This window comes from Oceanobacillus phoenicis, assembly GCF_047238145.1.
Lineage (GTDB): Bacteria > Bacillota > Bacilli > Bacillales > Amphibacillaceae > Oceanobacillus.
In genome coordinates this window covers 2,997,250-3,014,569 of the sequence record NZ_JBDFME010000001.1, presented here as the reverse complement: position 1 = coordinate 3,014,569, position 17,320 = coordinate 2,997,250, and the positions used below count along the sequence as shown (strand labels likewise).

General features: G+C 35.4%; 17 protein-coding genes. 15 read left to right on the top strand and 2 right to left on the bottom strand.

Annotation, left to right across the window (positions count from 1 at the left end; translation table 11 throughout):
- The first annotated feature begins 95 nt into the window (after positions 1 to 95).
- The 13 genes from remA to spoVM all read left to right on the top strand — a co-directional run bounded on the left by remA (position 96) and on the right by spoVM (position 12,477).
- Positions 96 to 356, top strand: a complete 261-nt coding sequence (gene remA / locus ABC346_RS15125; protein WP_011065902.1) for an extracellular matrix/biofilm regulator RemA — start codon at positions 96 to 98, stop codon at positions 354 to 356.
- 24 nt (positions 357 to 380) lie between these two features.
- Positions 381 to 1,001 carry a guanylate kinase gene (gmk, locus tag ABC346_RS15120; RefSeq protein ID WP_017796618.1) on the top strand — a complete coding sequence of 207 codons (621 nt, stop codon included), beginning with the start codon at positions 381 to 383 and terminating at the stop codon, positions 999 to 1,001.
- The gene (gene rpoZ, locus ABC346_RS15115) at positions 998 to 1,195 is read left to right on the top strand and encodes a DNA-directed RNA polymerase subunit omega (RefSeq protein WP_413235630.1); all 198 of its coding nucleotides are present in this window, start codon (positions 998 to 1,000) and stop codon (positions 1,193 to 1,195) included. Before gmk ends, rpoZ begins: the two co-directional genes overlap by 4 nt.
- A 127-nt stretch (positions 1,196 to 1,322) precedes the next feature.
- The gene (coaBC, locus tag ABC346_RS15110; RefSeq protein WP_413235629.1) at positions 1,323 to 2,531 is read left to right on the top strand and encodes a bifunctional phosphopantothenoylcysteine decarboxylase/phosphopantothenate--cysteine ligase CoaBC; all 1,209 of its coding nucleotides are present in this window, start codon (positions 1,323 to 1,325) and stop codon (positions 2,529 to 2,531) included.
- Positions 2,528 to 4,936: a primosomal protein N' gene (gene priA / locus ABC346_RS15105; protein WP_413235628.1), complete on the top strand. Its 2,409-nt coding sequence runs from the start codon at positions 2,528 to 2,530 to the stop codon at positions 4,934 to 4,936. Before coaBC ends, priA begins: the two co-directional genes overlap by 4 nt.
- A gap of 30 nt (positions 4,937 to 4,966) precedes the next feature.
- Positions 4,967 to 5,908, top strand: coding sequence for a methionyl-tRNA formyltransferase (gene fmt, locus ABC346_RS15100; RefSeq protein WP_413235627.1), 942 nt, complete (start codon positions 4,967 to 4,969; stop codon positions 5,906 to 5,908).
- A 1-nt stretch (position 5,909) separates the two neighbouring features.
- Positions 5,910 to 7,256: a 16S rRNA (cytosine(967)-C(5))-methyltransferase RsmB gene (gene rsmB, locus ABC346_RS15095; protein WP_413236564.1), complete on the top strand. Its 1,347-nt coding sequence runs from the start codon at positions 5,910 to 5,912 to the stop codon at positions 7,254 to 7,256.
- A gap of 93 nt (positions 7,257 to 7,349) precedes the next feature.
- Positions 7,350 to 8,114, top strand: coding sequence for a Stp1/IreP family PP2C-type Ser/Thr phosphatase (locus tag ABC346_RS15090; RefSeq protein ID WP_413235626.1), 765 nt, complete (start codon positions 7,350 to 7,352; stop codon positions 8,112 to 8,114).
- A complete protein-coding gene (gene pknB / locus ABC346_RS15085; protein WP_413235625.1) occupies positions 8,107 to 10,161 on the top strand; it encodes a Stk1 family PASTA domain-containing Ser/Thr kinase in 2,055 nt (684 codons plus the stop codon). The genes ABC346_RS15090 and pknB overlap by 8 nt, the downstream gene beginning before the upstream one ends.
- The gene (gene rsgA / locus ABC346_RS15080; RefSeq protein WP_413235624.1) at positions 10,162 to 11,043 is read left to right on the top strand and encodes a ribosome small subunit-dependent GTPase A; all 882 of its coding nucleotides are present in this window, start codon (positions 10,162 to 10,164) and stop codon (positions 11,041 to 11,043) included.
- Position 11,044: 1 nt separating this feature from the next.
- Positions 11,045 to 11,701, top strand: coding sequence for a ribulose-phosphate 3-epimerase (gene rpe / locus ABC346_RS15075; protein ID WP_413235623.1), 657 nt, complete (start codon positions 11,045 to 11,047; stop codon positions 11,699 to 11,701).
- On the top strand, positions 11,701 to 12,351 hold the full coding sequence (locus ABC346_RS15070) for a thiamine diphosphokinase (RefSeq protein WP_413235622.1): 651 nt from the start codon (positions 11,701 to 11,703) through the stop codon (positions 12,349 to 12,351). The genes rpe and ABC346_RS15070 overlap by 1 nt, the downstream gene beginning before the upstream one ends.
- Positions 12,352 to 12,366: 15 nt before the next feature.
- Complete coding sequence (gene spoVM, locus ABC346_RS15065) at positions 12,367 to 12,477, top strand: stage V sporulation protein SpoVM (protein WP_413235621.1); 111 nt, start codon at positions 12,367 to 12,369, stop codon at positions 12,475 to 12,477.
- Positions 12,478 to 12,613: 136 nt separating this feature from the next.
- Here spoVM and rpmB read toward each other — a convergent pair whose 3' ends face one another.
- A complete protein-coding gene (gene rpmB, locus ABC346_RS15060; protein WP_010649390.1) occupies positions 12,614 to 12,802 on the bottom strand; it encodes a 50S ribosomal protein L28 in 189 nt (62 codons plus the stop codon).
- Between the two features lie 507 nt (positions 12,803 to 13,309).
- On the opposite strand from rpmB, the gene ABC346_RS15055 reads away from it, so the two are divergent.
- Complete coding sequence (locus tag ABC346_RS15055; protein WP_413235620.1) at positions 13,310 to 13,672, top strand: Asp23/Gls24 family envelope stress response protein; 363 nt, start codon at positions 13,310 to 13,312, stop codon at positions 13,670 to 13,672.
- 28 nt (positions 13,673 to 13,700) lie between these two features.
- On the top strand, positions 13,701 to 15,353 hold the full coding sequence (locus tag ABC346_RS15050) for a DAK2 domain-containing protein (RefSeq protein WP_413235619.1): 1,653 nt from the start codon (positions 13,701 to 13,703) through the stop codon (positions 15,351 to 15,353).
- A gap of 520 nt (positions 15,354 to 15,873) precedes the next feature.
- On the opposite strand, the gene ABC346_RS15045 is transcribed toward ABC346_RS15050, so the two are convergent.
- The gene (locus ABC346_RS15045) at positions 15,874 to 17,130 is read right to left on the bottom strand and encodes an NCS2 family permease (RefSeq protein ID WP_413235618.1); all 1,257 of its coding nucleotides are present in this window, start codon (positions 17,128 to 17,130) and stop codon (positions 15,874 to 15,876) included.
- Between the last annotated feature and the right edge of the window lie 190 nt (positions 17,131 to 17,320).

The window sequence follows — 17,320 nt, the reverse complement described above, 5'->3', positions numbered from 1 at the left end:
GGTATAAAATTCGATAAAGATAAAGTATAATGTTACTATTAGAGAAGAATAATTAGAGAAAAAAGTAGTTGTAATATGATTGAGGGGGAAGTAAGTTGAATTTAAGTCTAATAAATATCGGTTTTGGTAACGTTGTTTCTGCCAATCGAATAATTTCAATTGTTTCACCGGAGTCAGCACCTATTAAACGTATTATAACCGTTGCTAGAGATAATAATAAACTAGTGGATGCTACATATGGTAGACGTACAAGAGCAGTTATTATTACAGATAGTGACCATGTTGTTCTTTCTGCTGTACAGCCAGAAACAGTTGGTCAGCGAGTAATTAGTAACGATGAAATTTCAGATGAGTAGAATCACATAGTAGGAGGAAATAAGTTGATAAAAGAGAAAGGCATTTTATTTATTCTATCTGGCCCATCCGGAGTTGGAAAAGGGACGGTAAGAAAGAAGTTATTTGAAGAAGAAACGGATTTGCAATATTCTATTTCAATGACAACGAGAGATAGGCGACCTGGAGAAGTAGACGGTGTTGATTATTTTTATAAAACAAAAGAGGAATTTGAACAATTAATTAAAGACGGCCAGCTTTTAGAATATGCTCAATATGTCAATAATTATTATGGAACACCTCGAAACTATGTGGAAGAAACGTTAGAAAAAGGACAAGATGTTTTCTTAGAAATAGAAGTGCAAGGTGCATTACAAGTAAAAGAAAACTTCCCAGAAGGCGTGTTTATATTTTTGTTCCCACCAAGCCTTGATGAGTTAAAAAACCGGATTGTAAGTCGTGGAACAGAATCTCAGGAATTGGTGCTTAATCGATTAAAAGAAGCGCGTAATGAAATCGAGATGATGGATGCTTACGATTATGTAGTGGTGAACGACGAAGTACAGCATGCAGTTGATAAAGTAAAAACAATTATTAAAAGTGAACACTTGAAACGAGAGAGAATTGCAAAACAATATAAAAAGATATTGGAGGATGAGTTATCATGATGTTAGAACCTTCTATTGACTCTTTACAAAAACGAATTAAATCTAAATACAGCCTAGTTACACTATCTGCAAGAAGAGCGAGACAATTGAGTGAAACGACAAAACAACCATTGGTTGAGAAATCGAAATCTCATAAGTTTGTTGGTATGGCTCTTGAAGAAATTGAAGCAGGAAAATTATATATTGAGAATTAAAATGGACCCTCTGCCACTGCGGAGGGTTTTTCATTGTATCGGATGGTTAATACTTTTGAAAAGCGATTGTTCACATTATATGTTATAAATAAGGTAGAATGATCGGATAGTTGAAGGGGGTAAAATCATGCTACAAAACAAAAAAATTTTACTTGGCGTTTCTGGTGGAATAGCTGTATATAAAGCATGCGGTCTTGCAAGTAAACTAAGTCAAGCAGGCGCAGAGGTAAGGGTAATAATGACAGAAAGTGCTCGTGAATTTGTTTCACCACTTACGTTTCAAGCATTGACTAGAAATCCAGTATATACAGATACTTTCGATGAAAAAAATCCAAAAAAAATAGCGCATATTGATATTGCTGATTGGGCAGATATTGCCATTATTGCTCCAGCTACAGCAAACATTATTAGCAAACTGGCTAGTGGACAAGCAGATGATATGCTCTCAACTACGATGTTGGCGACACAAGCGGAAGTCTATATAGCGCCTGCAATGAATGTACATATGTACGCGCACCCAGCTGTTATTAAAAATATGAAACAGCTTGAATCTTGGGGATATCACTTTATTGAACCTGGCGCAGGTTATTTAGCTTGTGGTTATGTCGGAAAAGGAAGATTAGAAGAACCGGAAGAGATTGTTTCTGTCATCCAAAGACATGTTTCACAACAACAATATTTACATGGAAAGAAAATCCTTATTTCTGCAGGTCCAACTCGAGAAATCGTAGATCCTGTTCGCTTTTTCTCTAATCGTTCATCGGGGAAAATGGGATTTGCCTTAGCCGAGGCAGCGGCAAATCTAGGAGCGGAAGTTACACTTGTTTCAGGTCCAGTAAATTTACAAATAAGCCATCCTAATATTAAACGAATTGATATAACTTCTGCAGAAGAGATGTTTAATGTGATCATAGACCATTTTGACCAACAAGATATTGTCATTAAATCTGCAGCAGTTGCAGATTATCGTCCTAAATTCATTCATCAAGGAAAAATAAAGAAAAGGGACGGAGATTACACAATTGAAATGGAAAGAACAAGAGATATATTAGCAACACTAGGTGAACAGAAAAAACATCAGTTTTTAGTAGGATTTGCTGCTGAAACAGATACACCAATTGAATACGGATTAGGAAAACTAGATCGTAAAAATCTAGATGCAATTGTTGTAAACGACGTTAGTTCAGAAGGTGCTGGTTTTGAGAGGGATACGAATATTGTTACTTATATAAACAAGAAAAAACAACAAGAGCCAATCCAGCAAGCAACAAAGTCAGATATAGCCTACCAATTATTTAAATTGATTGCTCGAGACTTAAAGGATGATGACCGTTGAATATAGCAAGTGTTATTGTGGATGTGCCATCTAGTTCAACGAATCAAACATTTGATTATCTTATTCCTGAGCAGTTTCAAGGTATTATCCAAAAAGGTATGAGGGTAATTGTACCCTTTGGACCAAGAAAAATTATGGGTTTTGTGACAGAAGTTAAAGCTAAGACTTCTTTAACAAAGGTAAAAGAAATAATCGATGTATTGGATATTAGTCCAGTATTAACAGAGGAGTTATTGAATTTAGGTAAATGGGTTTCTCAGAAAACATTAAGTCTATCCATTACTGTTCTTCAAACGATGCTTCCACAAGTTTTAAAATCACAGTATAGTAAAGATTTAGTAAGAGAAACCGAAGGGAAATTGCCAGATGAACTTGAAGCGTTATTTGCTGGTCGTGAATCGATTGACTTTGAAGAGATTGGAAAATCAACCATCTCATATAGGGTGATTAAAAGTTATATTGATTCTGGAGATCTATCTGTATCATATCATGTACAATCCAGAATCACGAAGAAATATCAAACGATGGTCATCCCTTCAAAATCTCCAATTCAGTTAGAAGAAGAGATAATGAGTTTACCAAAGAATGCAAGTAAACAACAGCAATTAATAAACTATCTTGCAGATAATCAAAGTGAAATAGAAAAGAAACATCTATTACAAATAACCAATGCTTCTGCACAGACATTAAAGACAATTGAGGAAAAGGGAATTGTTCAAACCTATCAAAAAGAAGTCTTTCGTGATCCATATAAAGACCATTTTATCGAACCAACTTCTCCTTTAACGTTAACAAATGAACAAGCTCAAGCTATGGAACCAATAAAAAAGAGTATGGAAAACCATACCGATGAAATTTTCTTGTTGCATGGAGTAACTGGTAGCGGGAAAACAGAGATTTATTTACAAGCGATTCAACAAGTAATTGAAGAAGGAAAAGAGGCTATTGTACTTGTACCGGAAATTTCTCTTACCCCTCAAATGGTAAATAGATTTAAAGGTAGGTTTGGAAGTAAAGTAGCGGTTATGCATAGTGGATTATCCTCGGGAGAAAAGTACGATGAATGGAGAAAAATTCATCGTCAAGAAGTACAAGTAGTAGTAGGTGCTCGATCAGCCATATTTGCTCCATTTGAAAATCTAGGAATTATCATTATAGATGAAGAGCATGAAACAACATATAAACAAGAGGATCAACCGCGTTATCATGCAAAAGATGTTGCGATCGAGCGGGCCAAATATCATCAATGTCCAGTTGTACTTGGGAGTGCCACTCCATCCCTTGAATCTTTTGCTAGAGCTTCTAAAGATGTGTACACATTATTAACATTACAGGAACGAACAAACCATCAGACCATGCCAAAAGTGGATATCGTGGATATGCGTAATGAATTACATGCAGGCAATCGATCCATGTTTTCTCGTCCATTGATGGAACAGATGGAAGAAAGATTACGACGTGGAGAACAAATTGTACTTCTATTAAATCGACGTGGATACTCCACATTTGTCATGTGTAGAGACTGTGGCCATGTGTGTGAATGTCCTCATTGTGATATTGCATTAACATATCATAAGAATACACAACGTCTGAAATGCCATTATTGTTCGTATGAACAAGCAGTGCCGCAGATTTGTCCTGAGTGTGAAAGTGATTTAATACGATATTTTGGTACGGGTACACAAAAAGTAGAAGAAGCATTGGCAAAACAAATGCCTGAAGCTAGCGTGATTAGGATGGACGTTGATACAACGAGACGAAAAGGTTCTCACGAAAAACTCTTAAAACAATTTTCCGAGAAAAAGGCAGATATATTATTAGGAACACAAATGATTGCTAAAGGTCTTGATTTTGCTAATGTAACATTAGTGGGTGTACTTTCTGCAGACTCTATGTTGCATATTCCAGACTTTCGATCATCTGAACGAACTTTCCAATTATTAACACAGGTTAGTGGAAGAGCTGGTAGACATGAGCTTCCAGGAGAAGTAATTATTCAAACGTATACGCCAGAGCATTATAGTATTGAGTTTGCATCTGAGTATGATTATGACAACTTTTATAGGAAAGAAATGGCGATGAGAAAGGCGTTTCAATATCCACCTTATGTATTTTTAGGGCTTATTACAGTAGCTCATGAAAACCATGCAAGAGCAATTCAAGTGACGCAAGAAATTGTACAGATGCTTTCCAATATTGTGGAGGAAAGAACAACTGTGTTAGGTCCAACTCCATCACCTGTACCTAGGATCAAAGATAGATATCGCTATCAATGCATGATAAAATACAAAAATGAACCAAATTTGCATGAATACCTAGGTCATATACAGGATCACTTTTCTGATGAAATTAGAAAGCAGCAATTGCAATTAACTATCGATATGCAGCCTTATTATATGATGTAAAAAAGCGTACAATGAAAGAAGGTATAAATAGTGAAACGAATTGTATTTATGGGAACTCCAGATTTTGCAGTACCAGTATTGCAAAGGTTAATAGAATTAAAATATGACATTGTGTTAGTGGTTACACAGCCTGATCGGCCGAAAGGGAGAAAAAAAGTAATCACACCACCTCCAGTTAAAGAAGAAGCAATCAAACATAATTTGGATATTTTTCAACCGGAAAAACTACGAGATGATTTTGAAAAAATTATTGATTTAAAACCTGATTTAATAGTCACTGCAGCATATGGTCAAATATTGCCGAAAGAGATACTAGAAAGTCCAACTTATGGTTGTATTAACGTACATGCTTCACTTCTTCCAGAGTTACGTGGCGGTGCACCAATTCATTATGCAATTATGCAAGGAAAAAATGTGACTGGCGTTACGATTATGTATATGGCAGAAAAATTAGATGCAGGAGATATTTTGACGCAGGTTGAAGTTCCAATTGAAAAGGATGATCATGTTGGAACGATGCATGATAAATTATCGCAAGCTGGTGCTAATCTACTTGCCGAAACACTTCCTCCATTATTTAATAATGAAATAACACCGAGGAAGCAGGATGAAAGTTTGGTTACTTTTGCTTCTAATATAAAAAGAGAACAAGAACGGATTGATTGGTCAAAATCAGCTGAAGAAATTGTAAATCATATCAGAGGTTTACATCCATGGCCAGTAGCATTTACAACCTATGAAGGTAAAGTAATGAAAATATGGTGGGGAGAAGAAACCTCTCGATTTACAAAATCGGGAAATATTGGTGAGGTTATTGAAAAAGATACAAATGGTTTTTATGTACAATGTGGTAATAACACCACGGTGAAAATCAGTGAAATACAACCTGCCGGTAAAAAACGCATGTTGGTTGAAGATTATTTAAAAGGTTCACAAGATCGAATAAAATTAGGAGTTAAATTAGGTGATTAAAATGAAGTATCAACTACGTAATACGATGCTCGATATATTAATTCGTATCGAGAAAGATCATGGTTTTAGTAATCTACTGCTAAACCATGAATTAAAACAACGACAATTTAATGAAAAGGATGAACGTCTACTTACAGAAGTAGTATATGGAAGTTTACAACATCAGATGACATTGGATTATTACTTATCTAAATTTGTTAAATCAAAGAAAAAGCTAGATGTTTGGGTTCAATCCTTGCTTAGAATGTCATTTTATCAAATGATTTATTTAGAAAAGGTTCCTGACCATGCGGTAATTCATGAGTCAGTGGAAATTGCAAAACAGCGTGGTCACAAAGGAATAGCATCTTTTGTGAACGGAGTATTACGTAGTTTACAACGTCAGGGAGTACCAGATCTAACGGATATTAAAGATCCAATAGAACTTATAGCAATTGAGACGAGTCATCCAGAATGGTTAGTAAAACGGTGGGCAGAAATGTATGGTATAGAAACTACAGCGAATATGTGTAGAAATAACTTAGAACGTCATCCACTTTCCATACGTATTCAACCCTTGCGAACTTCTAGAGAAGAAGTAATGCAAGAATTGAATCAATTAGGTATTGAATCTCGTCCATCTATATTTTCTAATCAAGGTATTATTATTAAAAAAGGAAATATTTTTAGAACAAACCTTATAAAAGAAGGAAAAGCCACCATTCAGGATCAAAGTTCCATGCTTGTTGGTGAAATGTTAGCAGTGGAATCGGGGATGCATGTATTGGATGGTTGTAGTGCACCTGGAGGAAAAGTGACACATGTCGCTGAGAAGATGCAAGATAAGGGTACTATCCATGCTTTTGATTTACATGCCAAAAAGATTAAATTAATTGATGAAAAAGCATCTACATTGCATCTAACTTCTATCCACGCTCAAAAAGGCGATGCAAGGAAACTAGCAAGTAAATATGAGAAAGATTCGTTTGATCGTATTGTTGTCGATGCTCCATGTTCAGGATTAGGAGTAATTAATGGAAAACCAGAAATTAAATATGAGAAATCAGAAGAAGATATTCACCGGTTAGCAATTATTCAGCAGGATATACTTAACGAAGTTATTCCATTGTTAAAACAAAATGGCTTACTCATTTATAGTACGTGTACAGTCGATAAGGAAGAAAATGATAATGTAGTTCGTAATGTAGTGCAGCAACATAATGATGTGGAAATTGATTTAAGCTTTCGTGATGAATTACCTAAAGAATTACAAGATGCTCCTGGATGGTCAGGAGAAGGGTTGCAATTATTCCCACAAGACTTTCACACAGATGGCTTCTTTTTAACGAGATTTAAAAAAATCCGATAATTTCGTTTTGTTATTGGTAAAATTGTGCAATACTTGATGTAAAGTTAGTTAATTATGATTAATGAAATAAAATTGGAGATAGGGGGGGAACAAGTGGAAGGACATTTTCTTACGGATCGCGGTAAGGTTCGAAATCATAATGAAGATGCTGGTGGATTATTTTACAATAAGAGTAACCAACTAATTGCAATTATTGCTGATGGTATGGGCGGTCACCAAGCAGGTGATGTAGCTAGTAAATTAGCAACTGATAGTATTAAACAAAAATGGTTAGATACCGACCGCTTGGAAGGACCAGAACAAGTGGAAGGTTGGTTAAAAGAAGCTGTTCAACTAACAAACCAACATATCTTTCGAAAGTCACAAGAAGATAAACGTTGTGAAGGAATGGGGACAACGGTAGTTATTGCTGTTGCTGTAGAGGAATATGTAACAATTGCTCATGTTGGAGATAGTCGCTGTTATCTACTAAACGAAGATGGCTTCCAACAAGTAACCGAGGATCATTCTTTTGTAAACGAATTAGTTCGAATTGGACAAATTTCTGAGGATGATGCTGAAATACACCCCCGTAAAAATGTGATTCTGCGAGCATTAGGTACGGATAATCAGGTGAATGTGGATTTAAAAACGTTAACATGGCAAAAGAATGATCGATTATTATTATGTTCGGATGGGTTATCTGATAAGGTGACTGAACACGAACTTGCTGATTTTACGGATTCTACTAAGGATATTGAAGCAATTGGTAGTGAACTGATTCAGTTAGCAAATAATCGGGGAGGAGAAGATAATATTTCTCTGATATTAATTGTCCATGACGATAGTTCTGTGGAGGCAGGTGATCCTGTTGAATAAAGGAGAACTACTGAATGAACGATATAAGATAATTAAGAAAATTGGCGGGGGCGGAATGGCTAATGTCTATCTTGCCAGAGATACGATTTTAGAACGAGATGTTGCTGTGAAAGCCCTCCGCATGGAATATATACATGATCAAGAGTTTATCGCTCGATTTGATCGTGAGGCGCAATCAGCGACGAGTTTATCTCACCCTAATATTGTAAATATATTTGATGTTGGGGAAGAAGATCAACTGTTATATATGGTTATGGAATATGTAGATGGAATGACGTTAAAAGAATACATACATGAACATGGGCCAATCGATGTACCAGAAGCATTAGATATTATGAAGCAATTATCATCCGCAATAGCTCATGCACATGCGAATGAAATCGTTCACCGAGATATAAAACCACAAAATATTTTAATTAATAGTATTGGACAAGTTAAAGTAACAGATTTCGGTATTGCAATGGCATTAAGTGCTACAGCTCTGACACAAACTAATTCTATTTTAGGTTCTGTTCATTACCTTTCACCAGAACAAGCACGTGGAGGAATGGCTACGAAAAAGTCAGATATTTATTCAATGGGAATTGTTTTATATGAATTATTAACAGGTAAGTTACCTTTTTCCGGGCAATCGCCTGTATCAATCGCACTTAAACATTTGCAGAATAATACACCGTCTGTAAAAAAAGCGAATCCTTCAATTCCACAAAGTGTGGAAAATATTGTACTACAGGCTACAGCAAAAGATCCATTTCATCGCTATAATAGTATTTATGAATTAGAAGAAGCACTAGAAACTGCGCTGGATCCAAGTAGATTGGATGAAGAACCATTTACGTTACCAGATGAAGTTGGTGACGAAACAAAAGCGATACCAATCATTACTGATCAAGATAATGTAGTCGATAATAATGATGATACCATTATTCATTCGGCCAATCAGAGTACAAAAAATTTCCCAGAAGAAACCGACTCAAAAGATGGTAAAAAGAAGAAAAAAGGTAAAGTGAAAAAACAGAAGTCAAAATCCAAGAATAAAAAACCAAAATCAAAAAAGAAAAAAGTTTTTTGGATTGTATTTTCAATTCTTCTATTGGCGCTATTGATAACTGGTATTACGGTATTTGCGACACAACCGAAAGATATTCCAATGCCAGACGTCATTGAGATGGATTCTGCAGATGCGAAACAGACACTTGAAGAGAACAATTTAGAAGTAGAAGAAGAAGAAGTATTCTCAGATGAAATTGAAAATGGACTTGTTGTACGAACTGATCCGAATGCTGGAAGAACGGTCAAGGAAGGTTCAACAGTTACCATCTTTGTAAGTCAAGGTCAGGAAAGAGTGGAATTTGAAGATTATGAAGGTCAAGACTTTGAGCAGGTGAAAGAGTTACTAGAAGAAGAAGGTTTTACCGATATTACCTCTTATGAAAAAACATCTGATGAGCCAGTAGGTGAGATTATTTCACAAATACAACCAGAAGCAGGTAGTGAAGTGGTTCCAGGAGAAACAAAGGTAATATTCGAGATTAGCTCTGGTCCAGAGCTAATTAGTTTAAATAATCTAACTGGCATGACGAAGGAAGAAGTTCAGGATTATATTGATCGCAATGAATTAACAATGAATTCTCATGAAGAATACTCAGGCAACGTGGAAGAAGGAAGAGCAATAAGACAAGAGCCACCTTCTGGAACGGATTTGGAGAAGGGATCAACTGTTGATGTGTATTTCTCTATGGGTCCAGAGGAAATCCCCCCTCGTTCGCACACGGTTTCTTTTACAGTAAATTATGAGCCTCCTGAAGAGGATTCGGAGAATGAAGAAGGTAATGAGGGTGAGCCAGTTGAACAAATAGTTCGTGTCTATATTGGTGATGCCAATAATGAAATTTCCGATGTTTATGAAGAAAGACCGATTACAGAGGATGAAGAATTCACCTTCACCTTAATGGTTCCGCCTGATTCAGAGGCAGAGTATAAAGTTACAAGAGATGATGAGGTAATTAGAGAAAGAAGTGTTTCTTATGAAGGAGAAGAAGATTAAATGGCTGAAGGAAGGATTATAAAAGCACTGAGTGGCTTTTATTACGTACAATCAGATAATCAACAATTCGTTTGTAAAGGGAGAGGGCTATTTAGAAACAAAAAAATAACCCCTCTAGTTGGTGATTATGTTGAATTTGAGCCAAAAGATGATAACGAAGGATATATTATGGAAATTAAAGAAAGGTCGAATGAATTAGTTCGACCTCCAATTGCTAATATTGATCAAGCAATTATCGTTAGTTCTGCGGTTGACCCTGACTTTAGTACGTTGTTGCTTGATCGATTTCTAGTATTAATTGAATCTAAACATATCGAACCAATAATATTAATTACAAAAGTCGATTTATTAGATGAAGAACAACTTGTAAGTATCAAAGCATATAGACACCAGTATGAACAAATTGGCTATCGAGTTGAATTAGTTTCTTCTAAGGATCAGGATCTATTGCCAGAATTAGAACCATATTTTGATGGGAAAGTATCTGTTTTCGCAGGACAATCAGGAGTAGGTAAATCATCCTTAATCAATGTGCTAGATCCTTCTTTATTATTAGAAACTGCTGAAATCTCTAAAAGTCTTGGTAGAGGAAAACACACTACTCGACATGTCGAATTAATGAAAATAGGAACTGGCTTGGTTGCAGATACACCTGGTTTTAGCGTACTAGAGTTTCAGGAGATCGAAGCCGAGGAATTAGCAGGTACTTTTCCTGAATTTAGTGCTCGCATGCACTTATGTAAATTCAGGGGGTGTATGCATGACAAAGAGCCAAAGTGTGCAGTGAAAGAAGCTGTAGAAAACGAGGAAATCGCCCAATTTCGTTACAATCACTATTTACGTTTCTTAGAAGAAATACAAACAAGAAAGCCGAGGTATTAGAATGACAAAAATAGCACCATCGATATTATCAGCGGATTTTGCAAAACTAGGTCAAGAAATAAAGGAAGTGGAAGAAGCAGGTGCGGATTATATCCATGTTGATGTAATGGATGGACATTTCGTTCCTAATATAACAATTGGTCCCCTAGTTGTGGATGCAATTAAACCAATAACGAATTTACCTATAGATGTTCACCTAATGATAGAAAATCCAGACGCATATATTCCTGCTTTTGCAGAAGCTGGCGCATCTATTATTACTGTACATCAGGAGGCGTGTATACATTTACATCGAACACTGCAATTGATTCGTTCTTACGGTGTAAAACCAGGAGTAGTTATTAATCCTGCAACACCAGCAGAAGCAATTAAACCGGTTCTTACTGAAGTAGATCTTATATTAGTGATGACGGTTAATCCTGGTTTTGGTGGACAATCATTTATCGAAGCGACAACTTCAAAAATTAAGCAACTAGCAGATTGGCGAAAAGAGTATAAGCTCTCCTATGAAATCGAAGTGGATGGTGGAGTTAATGAAAAAACAGCTGGAATATGTACAGCTAATGGCGCAGATGTATTAGTAGCTGGAAGTGCTATCTTTAATCAAAAAAATCGACAGCAAGCTATTGAGACGATAAGAGAAAAGGCTAGAGGATAATGAAAACCATCGGTATCATTGGAAATGGCCCGAAGAATATGCTCCCCGATCTAAACCACTATCATGATGAAATAGATTGTTGGATAGGTGCAGATCGAGGAGCACTTTACTTGGCAGAGTCTAATATAAATATGGATATTGCTCTCGGTGACTTTGACTCTGTATCCAACGAAGAAAGACAATTAATAAACAAACATGCCAAGGAAGTATTAACTTATTCTGCAGAAAAAAATTATACTGATTTAGAAATTGCCATTCAAACCGCTAGTGAACAGCAGGTGGATCGTATATTATTATTTGGTGTTACAGGTGGCAGACTCGATCATGAACTAATGAATATTCAATTATTATATCAGTTACTTCAAAGCAACATTGAGGCGAGAATTATTGATAAATCTAATCAAATTGAGATGCTAGAATCAGGAAAATATATCATCGAAAGTCATGGCTATACCTATATTTCTTTTATTGCTTATACAAATAAAATAGAAGGATTAACTTTAAAAGGTTTTGAATATCCTTTAATAGAACAAACAATTGAATGGGGATCCTCTTTATGTATTTCAAACAAGCTTAGTCAAAAAAAAGGTACTTTTTCTTTTCGGGCAGGCATACTATTACTAATAAAGAGTTGTGATACGATCCAGTAGCAACATAGATGCTGGATGGTAAAACAGGAGGGGTCCTTATTCATGAAATTTTATACGATTAAGCTTCCTAAGTTTGTTGGTGGGTTTGTGAAGATTGTCATAGGTATTTTTAAAAAAGATAAGTGATAAGTAAACAGGCTTTTGTCATTGATGGCAGAAGCATTTTTTTTCATAAATCGGACTACTTCTATAAAAATCCACTAAAAAAACCTTGTGCCACTATTGGCATAAGGTTTTTTTATCATACGGTTATCATTGTATATTAGACGCGCTCAACTTTACCTGATTTTAGGGCGCGAGCGGATACATAAACTTTTTTCGGTTTACCGTCTACCATGATACGTACTTTTTGTACATTCGCTTTCCAATTACGCTTGTTGGAATTCATAGCGTGAGAGCGTTGGTTACCACTACGAGTTTGACGTCCAGTTACAACACATTTTCTAGCCATGTTATTCCCTCCTTACTCTATAACTGTCTCAGTATTACTAATTTAATTTATCATATGTAACCTAATAATGCAATTGAATCTTTCGCAGATAGGGATTTATCATACTCTAGTTACCAAAAAAAATAACATAACCAGATTTTGGGATAAAGAAAAAAGACTTGACAGAATCAGGGATTTCGTCCATTGTATAAAGGGGAAATTTTGTAAGCACTTATACTTAATCTTAGTACTTGCTTTTAAATTTATCAGCGGTGTAGTATAATTTATTCAACTATGTAGCGTTATTATACGTATATAATGTCGAGTGATAAAATAAGCGAAATTTATTGTAGAGAATGGAATAATAGCCATTCTAAAGTCTAGTTAAGACAAAGAATAAAATCTACAGCCATAAAAGGATTTTTAGAGACCTGAATCTATCGTCAAGCCATGAATGGGGAAGGAGAATACCAATACCCATAAGATGGAAGCTTTGATTTATAGATAACCATAAAGGAGGAACTATAAATGTCCATTGAATTAAATACAAATGACGGCCAAGTAACGATTACTACAGACGTTATAGCAACAATTGCAGGAGGAACAGCAGTAGAGTGTTATGGAATTGTTGGAATGGCTTCAAAAAGTCAAATAAAAGATGGAATTGCTGAAATGTTACGCAAGGAAAATTATTCACGTGGAATAGTAGTCCGACAAGAAGATGATAAGCTACATATAGACATGTATATTATTGTGAGTTATGGAACTAAAATTTCTGAAGTTGCGAATAATGTACAGTCACAGGTGAAATATACATTAAGCCAATCATTAGGATTATCAATAGACTCTGTCAACATTTTTATTCAAGGAGTTCGTGTAGCGAAGGATTAATTGCTACAGTTTATGAGGAGGAAATAGAGTGGCGATTGAAAAAATAGATGGCGTAATGTTATCACAAATGGTGCTTTCCGGAGCACATCATCTTTCGAATAACGCTAAAAAAATAGATGCTTTAAATGTATTTCCTGTACCAGATGGTGATACAGGAACGAATATGAATTTGTCGATAACTTCTGGCGCTAATGAAGTAAAAAAACTTGATACCAGTCATGCATCTGAAGTTGCTAATGCATTTGCTAAAGGACTGCTAATGGGCGCACGTGGAAATTCGGGAGTAATACTTTCGCAAATCTTTCGTGGCTTTGCTAAAGGAATGGAAAACAAGGAAACATTAGCAATTAAAGATCTAGCAAAAGCATTTGATGGAGGAGTCGCTACTGCGTATAAAGCAGTTATGAAGCCAGTAGAAGGCACAATTTTAACAGTAGCGAAAGATTCTGGAAAGAAAGCAATGAATATTGCAGATCAGCATACAGATATCATCGAATTTATGGAAGAAGTATTAAAAGAGGCAAAAGCGTCATTAAAACGCACTCCAGATTTATTACCAGTTTTAAAAGAAGTAGGCGTAGTTGATTCAGGTGGACAGGGACTAGTAACAATTTATGAAGGCTTCTTAGCATCGTTAAAAGGTGAAGAACTTCCTGAAGATGATGCTTCTAATGTGAATATGGATGAAATGGTAAATGCAGAACATCATAAAGTCACGCAAGACTTTATGGATACGTCTGAAATAGTTTTTGGATATTGTACAGAGTTTATGGTTAAGTTTGAAGATGATAAACTTAAACAAAATCCATTTAACGAAGATGATTTCCGTAATGAGCTTAGTGAGTTGGGTGATTCTTTACTCGTTGTTTCCGATGATGAAATTGTAAAGGTACATGTTCATTCTGAAACACCAGGCACTTGTATGAACTTAGGACAACGATATGGTAGTCTAATTAATATGAAAATTGAAAACATGCGAGAACAGCATACTGCCATTGTTGGTGATAAGAAAAAGCCAAAAGAGAAAACAGAATTTGCTATTGTAACAGTCGCAATGGGAAGTGGACTAAAAACATTATTTGAAAGTTTAGGTGTGACTGTAGTTATTGAGGGTGGACAAACAATGAATCCAAGTACTCAAGATATTACAGAAGCGATTAATCAAACAAATGCCAGAAATGTAATTGTTTTACCAAATAATAAAAATATCTTAATGGCTGCAGAACAAGCAGCAGAAATTGCTGAAGTAAATGTACGAGTAGTCCCAACAAAGACAATTCCTCAAGGTATTAGCGCGGTGTTATCTTTCCATCCGGATGTGGATATTGATAAGAATAAAGCGGTGATGGAAGAAGCAAGTCTGCAAGTTAAAACTGGGCAAATTACGTATGCGGTAAGAGATACACAAATTGATGGCTTGCCGATTGAAAAAGGCAGCTTCATGGGACTTAATGAAGGAAAAATTGTCAATACAAACAAAGACCAATTAGAGTCAGCAAAATCATTAATAGAAAAATTAGTTACAGAAGAAGATGAATTGTTAACCATTCTATATGGGGAAGACGTAGATGAATCGGAAGTTGATAAGTTAACTGCTTTCATCGAAGATAACTACGATCTAGAAGTAGAAGTTCATGATGGAAAACAACCTATATATTCTTATATCTTTTCTGTGGAATAGTAATTTAAAGCAGGTGATGGAATGTGTCCAACACCTGCTTTTTTACGTGTGCAGGATTTTGTTGTTTTTTTAGAAAACTATTAAACCCGTTACTAGTTATTAATTTGTCGTATCCGAACCAATTTCATAATTAAGGTATTTGGTTTAAAAAACGAATGTTGTGCTGTTTGATTTCCATTGCAGGCGACCGCTTTTTAGCAGGCACGGCTTCAACTAACTAGAAAAAGATCCCTTTATTAGAGAAAAAGTTTATGGGATAATTGAAATACTGATTTACAAATGACATAAACACAAATATATAAACATGTATATACTAGAGCATGTGAAATCTATATGTTGAATAATAACTATTAATACAATACTTAAATCAAATACAAATCATCAATATCAGCGAACAGACCTTCAAGGTGGAATAGGCAAAGCAGAAGAGAGTCTTGCTTACCTTAATATTTGACTTAGAATTATAATTTGCTGATTATTAAAATAAGCTACCGATAAGTTCGGTAGCTTATTTTAATAATTAAATACCAATTACTTTTAAAGCAAATTCCAAGAAAAATAATCCTGAAATAATTAGCAATGGTTTTGAAATTTCTTCTTTTTTACCTAATGCCCATTTTACAATCGGGTAAGCAATAAATCCAAAAGCCATTCCATCCCCAATACTATACGTAAAAGGTATCATGACAACAATTAACAGAGCTGGAATACAATCTGCAAGTTGCTGTAAAGGTAAATGCTTAATATTTTGTGCCATAAGAAAGCCGACAATAATTAAAATAGGACTAATTGCTGTATTAGGAACTAGCGATATCCAAGGAATGAATATAATCGTTGCTAGGAATAATATTCCTGCAGTGATTGCCGCTTTTCCTGTTTTTCCTCCAGATGCAATTACCGCCGCATTCTCAGCACTTGAGACCGTTGGAGATGTTCCAAACAAAGCAGATGTTAACGAAGACATTGCTGTAATTCGAAATGCTTTTTTATACCCTTTTTGTTTACCCAACATATCAAGTTGACCGTTTAATATTCCCATATTCTCAAATATGAGAATCAGTGATAGCGTAAATATAGCTAGCCAGAAGGATATATCTCCAATAGCTTGAAATGATGGGATGAACACCAATTCGTTTAATTGTAAATTAATCGAGCTAGCTTGTCTCGTTTCAACACCAGCTACCATCGCAATCACAGTTCCAATTACCATCGTTATTAAAAAGTTAGCAGGGACATTTTTGACAAACAGGAAGATAGCAATAAATAAAGTGATTAACCCGGTAATCACTGTCGGTGATGTAAAGTCTCCAATCGCTATTACCGTGCTATCTCCACTGATGACAATCCCGCTTTTTTCTAATCCGATAAGAATTAAGAAGAAGCCTAATCCGACAGTAATCGCATGTTTTAATGAGTCTGGGATTGCTTCTTTTAAAATAGTCCCTAAACGAGTGAACGCGGTAATAACAAATATAAGACCGGCAATCCACACAATGGCTAACCCTTCTTGAAAAGAGAAGTCATTATTACCGATAATGGAATATGCAAATAATGCATTAATACCCATTCCAGGAATAAGTATTAATGGTAGTTTACCAAATATACCCATCATCATCGTACCAACGAAACTGGCCATAATAGTTGCAATCATTCCAGTTTCTAAAGACACTCCCGCTTCACTTAAGATGGACCCATTCACAATAACGATATAAACGGTTGTAAAAAAGCCGATTACTCCAGCAATGATTTCCTTTCTTAATGAATCATGTTGCTCCATAATAAACCTCTGCAATCATGCTGTCCCTCTCCCGCCCGATAAAGAACATATGCTTTATCCACAAAGAAATATTATAGTGATAGGAAGAAGGAAAGTCAAATTTACTATAGTATTAGAAGGTATGTTCGTTTTGATTCATGAATAATATAGGGATTTTTGTTATACTGATGAAGTAAGAAGAGCTTAATAA

What these genes read in the sequence shown, in the direction of transcription:
- rpoZ (WP_413235630.1), top strand. Translation starts at nt 998, where the DNA reads ATGATGTTAGAACCTTCTATTGACTCTTTACAAAAACGAATTAAATCT.
- ABC346_RS15045 (WP_413235618.1), bottom strand. Translation starts at nt 17,130, where the DNA reads ATGGAGCAACATGATTCATTAAGAAAGGAAATCATTGCTGGAGTAATC.
- rpmB (WP_010649390.1), bottom strand. Translation starts at nt 12,802, where the DNA reads ATGGCTAGAAAATGTGTTGTAACTGGACGTCAAACTCGTAGTGGTAAC.
- ABC346_RS15055 (WP_413235620.1), top strand. Translation starts at nt 13,310, where the DNA reads ATGTCCATTGAATTAAATACAAATGACGGCCAAGTAACGATTACTACA.
- rsmB (WP_413236564.1), top strand. Translation starts at nt 5,910, where the DNA reads ATGAAGTATCAACTACGTAATACGATGCTCGATATATTAATTCGTATC.
- rsgA (WP_413235624.1), top strand. Translation starts at nt 10,162, where the DNA reads ATGGCTGAAGGAAGGATTATAAAAGCACTGAGTGGCTTTTATTACGTA.
- ABC346_RS15070 (WP_413235622.1), top strand. Translation starts at nt 11,701, where the DNA reads ATGAAAACCATCGGTATCATTGGAAATGGCCCGAAGAATATGCTCCCC.
- spoVM (WP_413235621.1), top strand. Translation starts at nt 12,367, where the DNA reads ATGGTAAAACAGGAGGGGTCCTTATTCATGAAATTTTATACGATTAAG.
- rpe (WP_413235623.1), top strand. Translation starts at nt 11,045, where the DNA reads ATGACAAAAATAGCACCATCGATATTATCAGCGGATTTTGCAAAACTA.
- coaBC (WP_413235629.1), top strand. Translation starts at nt 1,323, where the DNA reads ATGCTACAAAACAAAAAAATTTTACTTGGCGTTTCTGGTGGAATAGCT.